This is a genomic window from Serratia liquefaciens ATCC 27592 (assembly GCF_000422085.1).
Classification (GTDB): domain Bacteria; phylum Pseudomonadota; class Gammaproteobacteria; order Enterobacterales; family Enterobacteriaceae; genus Serratia; species Serratia liquefaciens.
Window position 1 is genome coordinate 2,057,240 of record NC_021741.1, and the last position, 17,236, is coordinate 2,074,475.

Below are 17,236 nucleotides of genomic sequence, written 5' to 3' on the forward strand. Positions count from 1 at the left end.
GGATAGATACCTTGGAAATAACATAGAACTGCTAATCTATTATTAACCTGAGTAATAATATGTACGATGCCGAAATGGATGAGACAGGGAATGCTCAAAATTCGTCGCTAAATCCCCCTGTCGATTCCGTGGAGCCTATCGAATATTTATGACTTACGTCGCGTCAATTCCCACCCTGTATAGTGACGCCTGCATTACCTATGCCACGCTGTCCGTCAGCTATTTTGCCCTCAGTAAAAATGCGCCTTTTTCTTATCAGTCCGAAGGATGGAAGCGTATAGTCTTTGGCCTGCTTGCCGGGCTGGCGGTGCTGTTTCTCAATCAGGACCGGCTGGAGTTGAGCGGTAACCTGCATTTCAGCTTTGCCATGATCCCGATGATACTGGTGACCTTTTATGGCGGGACGGTCAGTGGACTGGTCTGCTACCTGATGTCGCTGGCATTTACGGGAGGCTTGACCGTCGATAATCTGTTTATCGGCTCGATCATCATTCCATTGCTGTTGTCGCGTGTGTGGTTGAGAAAGTCGAATCGGGTGTTTTATCTCACCATTGGCATCATTGCGCTGTACCGTATCGGAGTGGTCTGGTTATTGGCAGATATACGCGCGCTATGGGGAGATGTGTTGTTGTATCAGGCGGTCTCGGCCCTGTGTCTGGCAATATGCTTCCACGGGCTGAATTTCAAAGAGCGCCATATCCACGCTTATTTCTCTATGCGTGATAAAGCCACCACCGACAGCCTCACCCATATCAATAATCGCGCTAGTGTAGACTATCGACTCATCCAGCAGCAGGCGGAGCGCAGCCCCTGCGGGTTGATGATCCTCGATCTGGATAATTTCAAACGAATCAACGACACCTACGGCCATTTGGCCGGCGACCTGCTGCTGGCTCGCGTCGGACAACTGTTGCAAAGCAGCGTGCGCAGTGAGGATTTCGTCGGTCGTTATGGCGGTGAGGAATTTATCGTGATCACCGCCAGTTATGATCCGACGGTGATTGGCGGTGTGGCGGAGCGCATACGACGCAGCGTGGAAACGACGTTATTTTTGCTGGATGAAGACGTCGAGGCACGTATCACGGTTTCTATCGGTGCGTCGTTATACCTGCCCGGCATGGCGTTGGACAAGGCAATAGAGGTCACGGATGAGGCGCTGTATGACGCCAAGCGGCAGGGGAAAAATCGGGTGGTCTGCAGCAGGCTGATGCAGCTTGCCCCGCTGGGTGCCGGTTTTCGGCAGGAATAACCCCTCCTGAAGGTTCAGGAGGGGGATAGGTCAGGCCGCCAGAGTATGTTCGCGGAATGCGGTCAGCAGTTCCTCGGTAAACTTAAGGCGTTTCTGGCGGTCGGTCAGGTCCAGCATAAACTTCAGCTTGGTCGGCCCATCCAGGCGATAGATCTGCGGGTTGCTTTGCAACAGGCCAATCAAATAGCCCGGATCGACCCGATTCTTCTCACCAAACTCGATAAAACCACCGCGCTCATTACCTTCGATGCGCTTGATTCCCAGCTTCTGTGCATGTTGACGCAGCGCCGCACTTTGCAGCAGGTTGCGCGCCGCATCAGGCAGCAGGCCGAAACGGTCGATCAGCTCCACTTTCAACTCTTCCAGCTCGGCGTCGTTTTTCGCGCTGGCGATGCGTTTGTAGAACGACAGGCGCGTGTTGACGTCTGGGATATAGTCATCTGGCAGCAGGGCCGGCATGCGCAGCTCCACCTCGGTCTGGTTGCTGGTAAGATCTTCCAGCGAAGGTTCGCGCCCGTGTTTGAGTGCATCCACCGCGCTTTCCAACAGTTCCATGTACAGCGAAAAGCCGACGGTGGTCATCTGGCCGCTCTGGTCTTCGCCCAGCAGTTCGCCTGCGCCACGGATCTCCAGATCGTGGGTAGCCAGAGCAAAGCCGGCGCCCAGGTCTTCCAGTGACGCGATGGCCTCCAGCCGCTTATGCGCGTCGGTGCTCATGGCTTTCGGATTTGGCGTCAGCAAATAAGCATAGGCCTGATGGTGAGAACGTCCGACGCGACCGCGTAACTGATGCAATTGCGCCAGCCCGAAACGATCGGCGCGTTCGATGATAATGGTATTGGCGCTGGGAATATCGATACCGGTTTCGATAATGGTGGTACAGACCAGTACGTTAAAGCGCTGGTGGTGGAAATCGTTCATCACCCGTTCCAAATCACGTTCGCGCATCTGGCCGTGGCCAATGGCGATACGCGCTTCTGGCACCAGCTCAGCCAGTTTTTCCGCCGCCTTCTCAATATTTTCCACGTCGTTATACAGATAATAAACCTGACCGCCGCGCAGCACTTCACGCAGGATAGCCTCGCGCACCACCAGGCTGTCGTATTCGCGCACGAAGGTTTTCACCGCCAAACGACGCGCCGGTGGGGTAGCGATAATCGACAGGTCACGCATGCCGCTCATCGCCATATTCAACGTACGCGGGATTGGCGTCGCGGTGAGCGTCAGAATATCCACATCGGCACGCATCGCCTTGATGCGCTCTTTGTGGCGAACGCCGAAGCGGTGTTCTTCATCGACGATCAGCAGCCCCAAATCTTTCCAGCGCAGATCGCTCTGCAGCAGTTTGTGGGTACCGATGATGATGTCTACCTTACCGTCGACGGCATCGTCCATCACCTGTTGCTGCTCTTTGGCGCTACGGAAACGCGACATCATCTCGATGCGGATCGGCCAGGTGGCGAAGCGGTCGCGGAAGTTGTCAAAATGCTGCTGCGCCAGCAGGGTGGTTGGCACCAACACCGCCACCTGCTTGCCGTTTTCTACCGCCAGGAAGGCGGCACGCATCGCCACTTCGGTTTTGCCGAAGCCGACGTCGCCACAGACCAGACGATCCATGGCCAGGGGTTGGCACATGTCGCTCAGCACGGCGTTGATTGCCTGCTCCTGATCTGGGGTGGTTTCAAACGGGAAACTTTGGCAGAACAGCTGATACTGCTCACGGTTATGTTTAAAGGCGAAGCCGGTTTTGGCCGCGCGCTGTGCGTAAATATCCAGCAGTTCCGCCGCAACGTCCCGCACCCGTTCGGCGGCTTTTTGCCGTGCGCGCGTCCAGGCGTCTCCACCCAACTTGTGCAGCGGGGCGTTTTCGTCCGCACCGCCGGCGTAGCGGCTGATCAGATGCAATGAAGAGACCGGCACGTAGAGTTTGTCTTCGCCGGCGTAGGCCAGGATCAGGTATTCGGCCTTGATGCCGCCGGCTTCCAGCGTGGTCAGGCCAACGTAACGCCCGACGCCGTGCTCCAGGTGCACCACAGGCTGGCCAGGGTGCAACTCCGCCAGGTTGCGGATCAGCACATCGGTATTAATGGTGCGACGGTTGTCCTGGCGACGGCGGCTAACGCGCTCGCCGAGCAGATCGCTTTCGCAGATCAGCGCCCGGTTGCGCATGCCGTCGAGGAAGCCGCGTTCGGAGGCGCCGACCATCATGTAGCGACCCGCCGGCTCGGCCTGATCGAGATGCTGGATCAAGGCGGTGCCGAGCTTGATGCGGCCGAGCAAATCCTGCAGCGTTTCACGGCGGCCTTCGCTTTCCACCGAGAAAATGATGCTGCCGTCGAAGCTTTCAGTAAAACGACGCAGGTTGTCCAGCGGCGCTTTCTGTTGGGCTTGCACCGCCAGATCAGGCAGGGTGCGATAATCCAGATTGGTGTTGCCGGCTTTGGCTGGCAGCTCTTCGGTTTTCAGCGCCATACGTGGCCAGGCTTTCAATTCGCTAAACAGCTCGTCAACCCGCAGCCACAGGCTTGGCGGCGCCAGCAGTGGGCGCATAGGATCGACCCGGCGGCTCTCGTAGCGTTGGTTAACGTCCAGCCAGAAACGATCGGCTGCGTTCTCCAGATTGCCGGTGTTGACGATCAGCGTGTTCTCCGGCAGGTAGCTGAACAGTGACGGCAGCGGTTGGCTGAAGAACAGCGGTTGCCAGTATTCGATACCGGCTGGCCAGGTGCCTTTGCTGACCTGCTGATAAATATGTTCGGCGTCGCGGCGCACCTCAAACTGCTCGCGCCACTGGCTGCGGAACAGTTCGATGGCGTTTTTGTCGGTAGGGAATTCATGGGCCGGCAGCAGATTGATGGCCTCGACTTCGTTCACCGTACGCTGGTTGTCGACATCAAAGGTGCGCAGGCTGTCGATTTCATCGTCGAAGAAATCGATGCGGTAAGGTTCTTCGCTGCCCATGGGGAACAGGTCGAGCAGCGCGCCGCGGGTGGCGAACTCACCGTGTTCCATTACCTGATCGACGCTACGGTAGCCGGCCTGTTCCAGTTGGGCGCGCAGTTTGTCGCGTGACAGGCGCTGGCCTTTTTTCATCACCAGCGCGTGGCCGTGCAGAAACTCGTGCGGACAAACGCGCTGCATTAAGGTATTGACCGGCAGAATAATTACGCCACGGGCCATGGTCGGCAGATGGTACAGGCTCGACAGGCGGGCAGAGATGATTTCCTGATGCGGCGAGAAGCTGTCGTAAGGCAGGGTTTCCCAGTCGGACAGGGTGGTTACCATCTGGTCGGTAAACTGCTGAATTTCGTCGCGCAACCGCAGGGCATTTTGCATGTCCGGGGCGATCAGCATCACCGGCCCGTTATGACGTTCGACGATCTCGGCGCACTCCACGGCGCAGGCCGAGCCGGTCAGCTGCCCCAACTGGCGCAAATCGCCCGCGCGTTCAGGCAGGGAATAACGGGAGGATGACGATGAAGAACGGTTAGGGTTATCGGAGGTGCTCATTAAGGTATCTTTAATCAATGTGTTAAATTTCGCCCGGCACAGATTACAACGCGCCTTTACCCGGTAATACTAGCCCACTGAGCCATAAACTGACATAGGTAAAAGCGCGAAACCCGTCGCCTTTCAAGCGGCGACTTTCAAATGTACTGCAGGCAGATTAGTCGCTCCAGTAACGTTAGCGGGCGAATAAATTCGCCCCGATGACTCAGCCACAGGCCAGAGATTGAAGGTTGTGGTGCCCGTAATGCGGCGTTATTCCTGCGCGCCCATGGCAAGATAGTCGGCGATTTTATCAACGTCGACGTTGCCGCCGCTGACGATCACCCCGACTTTTTTACCCCGCAGGTCGAGCAGTGAATTCATCGCCGCCGCCGCGGCCAGGCAGCCTGTGGGCTCGACCACCATTTTCATCCGTTCCATAAAGAAACGCATCTGTCGGCACAGCTGCTGGTCGCTGACCGTTAAAATATCTTCTACATACTGTTGAATGATCGGGAACGTCAGCGTGCCCACCTGCTGCGTTTGCGCACCGTCGGCGATGGTTTTTGGCACTGGGATCTGTACCGGCTGGCCGCTACGGAACGCCAGCTGAACGTCGTTACCTGCCTGTGGTTCAACGCCGAAAACGCGGCACCCGGGCGACCAGTGGTGTGCCGCCACCGCGCTGCCCGCCAGCAAACCACCGCCGCCGGTGCACACCAACAAGACGTCCAGCGGCCCGACTTCCTCAATCAACTCTTTGGCGGCGGTGCCTTGGCCGGCGATCACCTGCGGGTAATCATAAGGCGGCACTATCGTCAGGCCCTGTTCGGCTGCCAACCGCTGGGTTATGGCAGCACGGTCTTCGCTGTGCCGCTGATAAATCACGACGTTGGCGCCGTAGCCGCGCGTTGCTGCCAGCTTGGTTGCCGGTGCGTCGTGCGGCATCACTATGGTCACCTTGACCCCCAGTTCCCGTGCCGCCAATGCCATTGCCTGCGCATGGTTGCCGGAGGAGAAGGCAATTACACCAGCCTGGCGCTGCGCCGGGCTCAATTGAGCAATAGAATTGTACGCGCCACGAAACTTGAAGGCGCCTACACGCTGGAAGTTTTCGCACTTGAAGAACAGCTGCGCCCCGGCGATGTTGTCGGCCTGCTGCGAGGTCATGACCGGTGTGCGCAGGGCATGTCCTGCCAGGATTTCGGCGGCGGTAGAGATATCGGCGGCGGTGATGCAGTGGGGCGTTGAACTCATGGCGACCTCGTCTGGTGAAAGGTTGATTGATTACCCGATCATTTTAATTTACTCTTTGTAAAGTTATTGTCAAACGGTTAAGTTTATGAGCGATCTCAGGCAGGAAAATGCGCTGCTGTTGCGCGAAGCGGAAAAAATTGTTCAGGCACTGGGCGCGATGTTTGCGCCCAGCTGTGAAGTGGTGTTGCACGATCTGACGCAACCGAATCATGCCATCGTCAGCATCGCCAATAACCTGTCGAACCGCAGTATCGGCGATGCCGCCAGCGAAATGGGGCTTGAGCGTATTGCCTCGCCGGATTTTCCGGACGTGGTGCAAAACTATGCCAATGCGTTCCCGGATGGGCGTCCGGCCAAGAGCACCTCCATTGGTCTGCGCAACAGCCAGGGGGTCTTCGTGGCGGCGATCTGCCTTAACCTGGACGTTTCAATCTTCAACAGCGTCAACGCCATCCTGCAACAACTGACCGCGGTGGTGCAGAGCACGCCGCAGGCGGCGGATGAAGGGGCTCGCTCACTGTCCGACATTGCTTCAGTGATCAATAACTTTGCCGCTTCGCATGCCACTGCACCGCGCGCGCTCACGTCTGAGCAGCGTGTTCAGGTGATCCAGCAACTAAAGCAGCAGGGCTATCTGCAACTGCGCGGGGCAGCCACCATGGCGGCGGAGGCGCTGGGGATTTCCCGGGTGTCGGTTTACAACCTGTTAAAGCGCGATGCCGGGTGACGTGCTGCCGCTGGCGCGATCGACGGAATAAAAGGCGTCAGGGTGGTTCCCTAAACGGGGTATAGCCTTTATTATCCTTGATCACTTTGCTTAAGCTACGGCAACAAAACGGATTTCATGTATCAACCTGTCGCGTTATTCATTGGCCTGCGCTACATGCGCGGGCGGGCATCAGACCGCTTCGGACGGTTTGTTTCCTGGCTTTCCACCATCGGCATTACGCTGGGGGTGATGGCGTTGGTCACCGTCTTGTCGGTGATGAACGGTTTTGAAAAGGATCTGGAAAACAACATACTCGGTCTGATGCCGCAGGCGTTGATCACCAGCCCACAGGGCTCGATCAACCCTCAGCAGATCCCGGCATCGGCGGTACAAAGCCTGCAGGGCGTTAGCCGCGTAGCGCCACTGACCACTGGTGACGTAGTGCTGCAAAGCGCTCGCAGCGTGGCGGTCGGCGTGATGTTGGGGGTCAATCCGGATGAAGCCGATCCTTTGACGCCGTTCCTGGTCAACGTCAAGCAGCAGCTGTTGCAGCCGGGCCAGTACAACATCATTATCGGCGAGCAGTTGGCCGGACAACTCGGCGTTAAACGCGGCGATCCGCTGCGGGTGATGGTGCCCAGCGCCAGCCAGTTCACGCCGATGGGCCGCATCCCTATTCAACGCCTGTTTACCGTGGTCGGCACTTTCCATGCCAACAGCGAAGTGGACGGCACCCAGATGCTGGTCAATCAGCAGGATGCCTCACGTCTGTTACGCTACCCGGCGGGCAATATCACCGGATGGCGCCTGTTCCTGCAGCAGCCGCTGATGGTCGATACTCTCAGCCAACAGAAATTGCCGCAGGGCACCGAGTGGAAAGACTGGCGCGAGCGCAAGGGCGAGCTGTTCCAGGCAGTGCGTATGGAGAAAAACATGATGGGGCTGTTGCTTAGCCTGATCGTGGCCGTCGCGGCCTTTAACATCATTACTTCACTCGGCCTGCTGGTGATGGAGAAGCAGGGCGAAGTTGCCATTCTGCAGACCCAGGGCCTGACGCGTCGACAGATCATGTCGGTATTTATGGTGCAAGGCGCCAGCGCCGGCATTATCGGCTCGCTGCTCGGTACGCTGCTGGGCGTGTTGCTGGCCAGCAACCTGAATAACCTGATGCCGATCCTCGGCGCTTTGATTGACGGCGCATCGCTGCCGGTGGCGGTGGATCCGCTGCAGGTGACGATTATCGCCGTAGCGGCGATGGCGGTGTCTCTGTTGTCCACGCTTTACCCTTCATGGCGCGCTGCCGCCGTACAACCCGCTGAGGCTTTACGTTATGAGTAACCATCTTTTGTTGCAGTGCGACAACCTGTGCAAGACCTATCAGGAAGGCAACCTGCATACCGACGTACTGCGCAATGTCAGCTTTGCCATGCAGCCGGGCGAGATGATGGCGATTGTCGGCAGCTCGGGTTCCGGTAAAAGTACCTTGCTGCATCTGCTGGGTGGGCTGGACTCACCAACCTCCGGCGAGGTGATTTACAAAGGGCAGTCTCTGAATACCCTGTCATCGGCCGCCAAGGCGGAGCTGCGTAACCGCCAGTTGGGCTTTATCTACCAGTTCCATCATCTGTTGCCTGACTTTACCGCGCTGGAAAACGCCGCGATGCCTTTGCTGATCGGCGGGATGAAACCGGCGCAGGCGCAGGAAAAGGCGCTGGAAATGCTGACGGCGGTCGGGCTGGCAAAACGCAGCAAGCACCGGCCGTCAGAACTCTCCGGCGGTGAGCGTCAGCGCGTGGCGATTGCCCGTGCGCTGGTCAATAACCCGTCGCTGGTATTGGCGGACGAACCTACCGGTAACCTCGATAAACGCACTGCCGACAGCATTTTCGATCTGCTCGGCGAATTGAACGTGCGCCAGGGCACTGCGTTTCTGGTGGTCACTCATGACTTGCAGTTGGCCAAGCGCCTCAGCCGCCAGCTGGAAATGGCCGATGGCCATCTGCAGGCCCAGTTGACGCTGTTGGGGGCTGAGTAATGGCGGGAGCGTCACTTTCGTTTCTGACGGCCCTGCGCTTCAGCCGTGGGCGCAAGCGCGGCGGCATGGTGTCGCTGATCTCGGTGATTTCCACCATAGGTATCGCGCTGGGCGTGGCGGTGCTGATCGTCGGCCTGAGCGCCATGAACGGTTTTGAGCGCGAGCTGAAAAATCGTATTTTGGCGGTGGTGCCGCACGGTGAAATAGAGCCGGTGAAGCAGCCGTTCAAAGACTGGTCGTCAATTTTGCAACGGGTGGAGAAAGTACCCGGCATTTTAGCTGCCGCTCCCTATATCAATTTTACCGGCCTGATGGAAAACGGCGCACAGCTGCGGGCGGTCGGGGTGAAAGGGGTGGATCCTCAGCAGGAAAACCAGCTTAGCGCGCTGCCGAAATATGTGCAGGGCGACGCCTGGGCCAATTTCAAAAGCGGTGAGCAACAGGTGATCCTCGGCAAGGGCGTCGCCGACGCTTTGGGCGTCCAGCAGGGCAGCTATGTGACGGTGATGATCCCCAACAGCGACCCGCAGATGAAGCTGTTGCAACCGAAGCGCATTCGTTTACACGTCACCGGGATTTTGCAGCTCAGCGGTCAGCTCGATCACAGTCTGGCTATGGTGCCACTGGCCGATGCCCAACAGTATCTGGACATGGGTGACAGCGTCACAGGTATTGCCATCAAGGTTAACGACGTGTTTGCCGCCAACAAGCTGGTGCGCGACGCCGGTGAAGTCACCAATTCCTACGTGTATATCAAGAGTTGGATCGGCACCTACGGCTATATGTACCGCGATATCCAGATGATCCGCGCGATTATGTATTTGGCGATGGTGCTGGTGATCGGCGTGGCCTGTTTTAACATTGTCTCCACGCTGGTGATGGCGGTGAAGGATAAAAGTGGTGATATCGCCGTACTGCGCACCTTGGGGGCCAAAGACGGTTTTATCCGCGCCATATTCATCTGGTACGGCCTGCTGGCCGGGCTGGTGGGTAGCCTCAGCGGCGTGGTGGTCGGGGTTATCGCCTCACTGCAGCTGACCAACATCATCAAAGGATTGGAAAAGCTGATGGGGCATTCGTTCCTGTCGGGAGATATCTACTTCATCGACTTCCTGCCTTCCGAGCTACACTGGCTGGACGTGGTGATTGTACTGGTGACCGCGCTGGTGCTCAGCCTGTTGGCCAGCTGGTATCCGGCCAGGCGCGCCAGCCGTATCGATCCGGCGCGAGTGTTGAGCGGACAATAATGAAAATCAGGGGAGGCAGAGATGCCGCCCCTTTTTTTAGCCTGAGGGTGGGTTATGTACTACGGTTTCGATATGGGCGGCACCAAGATTGAGCTGGGCGTGTTCGATGCAGATCTGCAGCGTATCTGGCAAAAAAGGGTGCCGACGCCACGTGAGGATTATCGACAACTGCTGACGACGCTGCGCGATCTGACCTTTGAAGCGGATGCGTTTTGTGGCCAGAAAGGCATGGTAGGTATCGGTATTCCCGGCCTGCCCAACGACGATGACGGTACGGTTTTCACCGCCAACGTCCCGGCGGCGATGGGCCAGCGCTTGCCGCATGACCTGGCCGAGTTGATTGGCCGTGACGTACGCATCGATAACGACGCCAACTGCTTTGCGCTGTCGGAGGCCTGGGACGAGGAGTTTCGTCGCTATCCGACGGTGCTGGGCATTATCCTCGGTACCGGGGTAGGCGGCGGGCTAATCGTCGACGGTAAGGTGCTCTCCGGGCGTAACTATATCGCCGGTGAATTTGGTCATTTCCGTCTGCCGGTGGATGCGCTGGAGGTGTTGGGACGTGATATACCTCGCGTTCCTTGCGGGTGCGGTCATCAGGGTTGCATCGAAAATTACATTTCTGGCCGCGGTTTTGAGTGGATGTACGGCCACTTTTACCAGCAGCACTTGCCTGCGCAGCAGATCATTGCGCATTATCAGGCAGGTGAGCCGCAGGCGGTGGCTCATGTCGAACGTTTCATGGACGTCCTGGCGATATGCCTGGGCAATCTGCTGACTATCATCGATCCGCATCTGGTGGTGATTGGCGGTGGCTTGTCGAATTTTGACGCTATTTACCAGGCGTTACCGCAGCGTTTGCCGGCGCATGTGTTGCGCGTGGCCAAGCTGCCACGAATTGAAAAAGCCCGTTACGGGGACGCCGGTGGCGTACGCGGGGCGGCGTTCCTCAATTTGGTTAACAGGGAAAAGTAAGGAGAGAGTTAATGCACACTCGTCATCGGCTGTGTCAGTTTCGCAAGAGTAAGCATGTGCTGCATCAGCGCTTTCGTTCGCGGATTTTTCATCGCGATACCATGGCGGCGGCCGAGCTGAAAAAGCCGTTTGTCGTGGTGTTGACCGGCGCCGGGATCTCGGCTGAGTCGGGTATTCGTACCTTCCGGGCGGCGGACGGGTTGTGGGAAGAGCATCGCGTGGAGGATGTCGCTACGCCGGAAGGTTATCAGCGCGATCCACAGCTGGTACAGGCGTTTTACAATGAACGCCGTCGTCAGCTGCAATCGCCGGACATTGCACCTAACGCTGCGCATCGTGCCCTGGCGGATCTGGAAGCCTGGTTGGGAGATAACTTCCTGCTGGTAACGCAAAATATCGATAACCTGCATGAGCGCGCAGGCAGCTCGCGGGTGTTGCATATGCACGGTGAACTGTTGAAAGTACGCTGCACCAGCTCCGGGCAGGTCTTTGACTGGCCCGAAGACCTTAGTGTGGACGACCGCTGCCATTGTTGCCAGTTCCCGGCCCCGTTGCGCCCACACGTGGTGTGGTTCGGCGAAATGCCGCTGGGCATGGATGAAATTTATCAGGCACTGGCCAAGGCCGACTTTTTCGTCGCCATTGGCACCTCGGGCCACGTTTATCCGGCGGCGGGCTTTGTGCATGAAGCGCGGCTGGGTGGGGCGCATACCATGGAGCTCAACCTGGAGCCCAGCCAGGTGGAAAGTCAGTTTGATGAAAAACACTACGGCCAGGCCAGCGCGGTGGTACCACGTTTTGTGCACAAATTCCTGGTAGGGAAAGTTGAAAGGGCTGATAGGCCTTAACCCCAGGTCAATGCGCTGTCTGACTCGGGTAACTGGCCGGCCTTTTGACGCCGGCCTTTCTTTGGTTAAATGAGCAGGGGCGACGGTGAATTTCAAGCAGGTATTCAGCCAGGCGGATCTGAGCAAAACGGATCTCACCATCCTCAACGCTATCTTCGACAACCCGGACGCCTGCATTGACGAGGGTATCCGTGCGGTTTCCGTTCGTTGCCACAGTTCACCCTCGACCCTGGTGCGGTTGGCGAAAAAGCTGGGCTTTCGCGGCTATCTGGAACTGGTGTATTTCATCAAGTTCAACCTGGTGATGGCACCGGCTTTTCAGGAGCAGCCGCAGCCGACGGCACCGGCCAGCTTAAAACAACAGACCCAATTCCTTGATCTGCTCGACAGCGGCAAAATCCTTATCCACGGCAGCGGTTTCTCGCAGCTGGTGGCGCAGTACATGTACAACAAATTTATGACGCTGGGCATCGACAGCTACCTGTCGCTGTGGCCGGATTTCGAGATCCTCGATCGAGAGATGCGTTTCCGGTTTGATATGGTGATTGTGATTTCAAAATCGGGCAACAGCAGCTCGGCGCTGAGTTGGAGCGACGCGGTGAAACGCAATAATACCCGGCTGGCGGCGTTTTGTGGCGACGGAAACAGCCCGCTGGCGCAGCAGGCCGATATGTCCTTTATTTACGAGGATCGGCAAAAGTACGACCACGATATTTACTATCCCAACCCGTTTTTCGGCCACTGCCTGCTGGGGTTTGAGAACCTGATCAAAGCCTGGTTTGAACGGCGCAGCCGTTGAGGCCTGCGCCGTTTCAGCCCTGCTTAATGCCAATGCTTGGCATACTGGTGATGAGCCTGCAGGTACTCTTCAACCAGCGTTTTTGCCAGTGAGTAAGAGTTGACCAGCGGGTGCACCATCAGTGCCTTGATGGCCTTCTGACGGTCCCCTTCCAGAATGGCGGCAACCGCCAGGCGTTCGTACTCTTTGACCTGGGAGATCAGGTTTTTCTGGGTGTCGGGAATATCATTCATTTTTACCGGGTGAATGCCCGCGTTGCTGAGTTCGCAGCTGATTTCAATCACGTCTTCCGGGTGCAGGAAGTCGAGCGTCCTGTTGTTCTGCATCGACACCACCACGCGTTTTTGCTGGCCGTTATTTACCGCCTCCAAAATGTCTATCGCCACCCCGGCATAACCGCCGCTGTCAGGCTGTTCGATAAACTGCTGCAGCGTCAGCATCTCACGCTCTTTGACTTTACCCTGGCTGGATTCTCGCTGCATGTAGGAGTTTTCCCGCGTCAGATAGTGAGCGAAATAGACGCTGAAAGCCTGATCCAGCTGCGTGGCGATATCCAGCCTGGCAAGGTCGGCCAGCATTTGCTGGTTTATCAGCGCAATCTGTTCGCCACGGGTTTCTCCGGCATCGACGATGGCGGCGATCGCCTGTTCCCGGTAATAGTAGTAATACAGATACTCATTGAGCATCAGGTTATCGGACAGCGCGACCAGCTCTGGCGAGAAATATTTCATGCAGGTATCACGGTACAGGCGTGGGTCGGCCAGCAGTTGCTCGCTCACCTCCTGGCCATTGACCCGCACATTGCGGAACCATGACAGGTGATTTAGCCCAAAGCAGTCGACGCTAAGCTCGGACTCACGACAGCCCAGCAGTTCCGCCAGCTCACGGATAAACTCGCTGGGCGCGTCGCATATGCCGTACACCTTGCGTTTGAAGCCGGATTTGATGATGGCTTCGGTCACCATGCCGGAGGGGTTGGTAAAGTTGAACAGTACCGCGTCCGGTGATGATACCTGCTCTATGAGCCGACAATATTCCACTATGGCCGGAATAGAACGCATCGCCATGGCAAAGCCGCCGGCACCGGTGGTTTCTTGCCCCAGAACCTGATGATTGAGTGCGATACGTTCGTCATGAATGCGGCCTTCTTCACCGCCGATACGCAGGGTGGTGATGATATAATCGGCTCCGCTCAGCGCCTGATGGGCGTCGCTGCTCAGGCTGAACCTGATGTCGCTGCGGATACGCTCGAAGACACCCTGTGCGATGGCACCGTAGACCGCCAATTTCTCCCGATCGGTATCCATAAACACCACTTCGGTGACGCCGATGCGGTGGGCGTTATAGGCAATGGATTTGGCCAGGAACGGTGAGCGTACGCCACCGCCGCCCAGAACGGTTAATTTCATGAATTTTCTCCCAATAAATAAAGTTATAATGCTGCTAAATATTTTTCGACCTGACTCTTCACTTTTCCGACGGTGACACCATAAATCACCTGGACTTCACGCCGGCTTTTCACCACGCCTTTTGCTCCGGTACTTTTTAATGCGGCCTCATCAATTAATTGCATGTCTTTTAGTTCGACGCGCAATCGGGTGAAGCAGTTGTCGACGGAAATAATGTTTTCTTTGCCACCCAGGGCACGAATAATAACCCCGCTTAACTCATTGGGTGTATTTTTGCTGTTCTGATACTCCTGTTTGGAATAGAGCTTGACCCCGTCGTCATCCTCACGGCCCGGCGTTTTTAAATTAAGCTTCAGCACCAGGGTTTTGAATACCAGGTAATACACCGCGAACTGCACCAGACCAATCACCACGTACAGCGGCCAGCGGGTGAGGGCGACCGGTAACGGCAGGTTGTAAACCAGGAATTCGATCAGGCCGCTGGCCCCCCAGGGTCGAACGTCGAACAGGTTACACGCAACTTGCGAAAGTGCGGTGAGCACGGCGTGTATCACCCACAGTAACGGTGAGATAAACAGGAAGGTGAACTCTATCGGTTCGGTTATGCCTACCAGAATGGAAGTGGTGATGGCCGGGATCAATATCGCCTTGGCCAGCACTTTTTTCTCCGGTTTGGCGGTGTGATAGAACGCCAACGCAGCGCCTGACAGACCGAAAATGGTCACCATGCCCTGTTGTGAAAAGCGCAGTGCCTCGTTCATCAGCGGGGAGATGCTCGGGTCGCGCATATAAGCGAGGAAAATGGCCTGCGAGCCCGACACCGTATGGCCGTCTTGTACAATTGAACCGCCGATGCTGGTCAACTGAAATGGCGACCAGATAAAATGATGCAGACCGGTGGGGATCAGGAATTTTTCGAAAAAGCCATAGACGAAAACCCCGAGCGAACCTGAGCTTTTCATAAAGCCGGTCAGGGAAATCAGCCCGTGTGAAATGGCTGGCCAAAGGTAGCTGAAACCGACGGCATACAGCATGATCACCGGCGTCATGGCGATTAGTACCAGCTTGGAACCGCCATAGACGGAAAGTACACCGTTCAGCTCCACGTTACACAATCTGTTGTGCACCCAGGCGATAGTGACACCGAGGATCAGGCCGAGGAAAATGCCCATATCCACCACGGTAAAGCCCAGCAGTTCGGTTTGTCCGGTGCCGTAATATTCCCCATTGATTTTCTGCGCTATGTGACCGCTTAATTGCAGATAGGATGAGTTTGCACCCAGGAACATAATAAAGCACATCACGGCAACCAGCGCCGCTTCGCTTTTTTTATCCTTCGCCAGGCCGTAGGTAATACCGATGCAAAAAATCAGCCCGAGATTACCAAACAGCGGCCAAAAGGTATCACCGATCATTTTGCCGATATGAAATACGCCGGAGTTTTCATTCACCAGCGTGGCATTGGTGAGAATAGAACTTAATGCCAGAATCAGACCAATTACCGGCAGAAAGAATATTGGCCCCATCATGGCTTTGGAGAAAATCTGCAGCTTGCTTAAGATATTATCAATAATATCTTTCATGGCAGTTCCTTTTTTATATTTTAGTGGATAACGACGTTGCTGGTAATACTCCCTGGTATGGCGAAATAAAAATGATTTTGAATGCGGCAACCCCTGCCTTAAACCAGTTATAGGTGGAATGATTTAGCGATGCAATCAGCCGCCGGAAAAAGGTACCGGTGGTCAATGACTGGCAACCGGTACCAGGCGTGAAGAGGATCACATAAGGGGGGGAGTGAAAGGTAAGATGGACGGATACCAAGGGAGGAGGCGAAATATCAAACACCACAAGAATTAATGATTTCCGTTAAATCTGGTTAAAAATGACCTGTCTCAATATTTGATCTCGATCGGTTCCGCATAATGAAACGCGAAATTCTGAGGGCGGATACCATGGATAAACTACTTGATCGCTTTTTTAACTACGTCTCATTCGACACGCAATCTAAAGCGAACGTCAAACATGTGCCGAGCACCGACGGGCAATTGAAGCTGGCGCGTGCGTTGCAGCAGGAAATGATTGAACTGGGGTTTGAACGGGTGTCGCTCAGTGAGCATGGCTGCGTGATGGGCACCTTGCCGGGGAACGTTACCTGGCCCGTGCCGGCGATAGGCTTTATTGCCCACCTGGATACTTCACCGGATTTTACCGGTAAGCACGTCAACCCGCAGATCGTCGAAAATTACCGCGGCGGCGATATTGCCTTGGGCATTGGTGATGAAGTGCTGTCGCCAGTGATGTTCCCGATCCTACACCAAATGTTGGGGCAGACGCTGATCACCACCGACGGTAAAACGCTGCTCGGTGCCGATGACAAGGCGGGCATCGCCGAAATCCTGACCGCCATGGTGCGACTGCAGCAGCGCAACATTCCACACGGCGATATCCGCGTAGCCTTTACACCGGATGAAGAGGTGGGGAAAGGGGCGCGGTTGTTTGACGTGGCGCAGTTCGATGCCGAATGGGCCTATACCGTGGACGGTGGCGGCGTGGGTGAGTTGGAGTGCGAAAACTTCAACGCAGCATCGGTGACGGTGAAAATTGTCGGTAACAATGTCCACCCGGGCAGCGCCAAAGGAGTGATGGTGAATGCCTTATCGTTGGCGACGCGTATTCAGCAGGCGTTACCGGTGGATGAAACCCCGGAAACCACCAGCGGCTATCAGGGGTTCTACCACCTCAGCAGCTTTAAGGGGAGCGTTGAGCGCGCCGAGATGCAGTACATCCTGCGTGATTTTGAGCGTGAGGGTTTTGAGGCACGTAAACGCCGGATGATAGAGGTCGCTCAACAGGTGGGCAAAGGTCTGCCGCGCGATTGTTATATTGAAGTCACGATTGAAGACAGCTATTACAACATGCGGGAACAGGTGGCAGAGCATCCACATGTGATTGCATTGGCACAGCAGGCAATGCGTGATTGTGATATCGAACCGATCATGAAACCGATTCGCGGCGGTACCGACGGCGCTCAGCTGTCGTTTCGCGGCTTGCCTTGCCCAAATCTGTTCACCGGGGGTTATAACTACCACTGCAAGCATGAGTTTGTGTCGCTGGAAGGGATGGAACAGGCGGTTTCGGTTATTATGCGCATCGCCGCGCTGACCGCCGAACGCGCCAAATAACCTCGATGAGATTGAGTATAATTGCTTGCCGTAA

At 56.2% G+C, this 17,236-nt stretch carries 13 protein-coding genes; 9 read left to right on the top strand and 4 right to left on the bottom strand.

Annotation, left to right across the window (positions count from 1 at the left end):
- Positions 1-148: 148 nt before the first annotated feature.
- Entirely contained in the window at positions 149-1,249 is a 1,101-nt protein-coding gene (locus M495_RS09640) for a GGDEF domain-containing protein (protein ID WP_020826453.1), read from the top strand.
- Between the two features lie 30 nt (positions 1,250-1,279).
- Here the strand turns inward: M495_RS09640 and mfd are convergent, their stop codons facing one another.
- Entirely contained in the window at positions 1,280-4,759 is a 3,480-nt protein-coding gene (gene mfd, locus M495_RS09645; RefSeq protein ID WP_020826454.1) for a transcription-repair coupling factor, read from the bottom strand.
- Positions 4,760-5,011: 252 nt separating this feature from the next.
- The gene (locus tag M495_RS09650; protein WP_020826455.1) at positions 5,012-5,995 is read right to left on the bottom strand and encodes a threo-3-hydroxy-L-aspartate ammonia-lyase; all 984 of its coding nucleotides are present in this window, start codon (positions 5,993-5,995) and stop codon (positions 5,012-5,014) included.
- An 85-nt stretch (positions 5,996-6,080) separates the two neighbouring features.
- Here M495_RS09650 and M495_RS09655 point away from each other — a divergent pair, with 85 nt between their 5' ends.
- The 7 genes from M495_RS09655 to M495_RS09685 all read left to right on the top strand — a co-directional run bounded on the left by M495_RS09655 (position 6,081) and on the right by M495_RS09685 (position 12,608).
- The gene (locus M495_RS09655) at positions 6,081-6,722 is read left to right on the top strand and encodes a helix-turn-helix transcriptional regulator (RefSeq protein WP_020826456.1); all 642 of its coding nucleotides are present in this window, start codon (positions 6,081-6,083) and stop codon (positions 6,720-6,722) included.
- A 117-nt stretch (positions 6,723-6,839) separates the two neighbouring features.
- Positions 6,840-8,042, top strand: a complete 1,203-nt coding sequence (gene lolC / locus M495_RS09660; protein WP_020826457.1) for a lipoprotein-releasing ABC transporter permease subunit LolC — start codon at positions 6,840-6,842, stop codon at positions 8,040-8,042.
- Positions 8,035-8,739, top strand: coding sequence for a lipoprotein-releasing ABC transporter ATP-binding protein LolD (gene lolD / locus M495_RS09665; protein WP_020826458.1), 705 nt, complete (start codon positions 8,035-8,037; stop codon positions 8,737-8,739). Before lolC ends, lolD begins: the two co-directional genes overlap by 8 nt.
- On the top strand, positions 8,739-9,986 hold the full coding sequence (gene lolE / locus M495_RS09670) for a lipoprotein-releasing ABC transporter permease subunit LolE (protein ID WP_020826459.1): 1,248 nt from the start codon (positions 8,739-8,741) through the stop codon (positions 9,984-9,986). Before lolD ends, lolE begins: the two co-directional genes overlap by 1 nt.
- Before the next feature lie 54 nt (positions 9,987-10,040).
- Positions 10,041-10,961, top strand: a complete 921-nt coding sequence (gene nagK / locus M495_RS09675) for an N-acetylglucosamine kinase (RefSeq protein ID WP_020826460.1) — start codon at positions 10,041-10,043, stop codon at positions 10,959-10,961.
- Between the two features lie 11 nt (positions 10,962-10,972).
- Positions 10,973-11,809, top strand: coding sequence for a Sir2 family NAD+-dependent deacetylase (gene cobB / locus M495_RS09680; RefSeq protein ID WP_020826461.1), 837 nt, complete (start codon positions 10,973-10,975; stop codon positions 11,807-11,809).
- Positions 11,810-11,894: 85 nt separating this feature from the next.
- Positions 11,895-12,608 carry a MurR/RpiR family transcriptional regulator gene (locus M495_RS09685; RefSeq protein ID WP_020826462.1) on the top strand — a complete coding sequence of 238 codons (714 nt, stop codon included), beginning with the start codon at positions 11,895-11,897 and terminating at the stop codon, positions 12,606-12,608.
- A gap of 23 nt (positions 12,609-12,631) precedes the next feature.
- Here M495_RS09685 and M495_RS09690 read toward each other — a convergent pair whose 3' ends face one another.
- Positions 12,632-14,017 (bottom strand): family 4 glycosyl hydrolase, encoded by a 1,386-nt coding sequence (locus M495_RS09690; RefSeq protein ID WP_020826463.1) that lies wholly within the window; start codon positions 14,015-14,017, stop codon positions 12,632-12,634.
- 23 nt (positions 14,018-14,040) lie between these two features.
- On the bottom strand, positions 14,041-15,600 hold the full coding sequence (locus M495_RS09695; RefSeq protein WP_020826464.1) for a PTS transporter subunit EIIC: 1,560 nt from the start codon (positions 15,598-15,600) through the stop codon (positions 14,041-14,043).
- A 372-nt stretch (positions 15,601-15,972) separates the two neighbouring features.
- Between M495_RS09695 and pepT the strand changes: the two genes are divergently transcribed.
- A complete protein-coding gene (gene pepT / locus M495_RS09700; RefSeq protein WP_020826465.1) occupies positions 15,973-17,202 on the top strand; it encodes a peptidase T in 1,230 nt (409 codons plus the stop codon).
- Positions 17,203-17,236 lie beyond the last annotated feature (34 nt).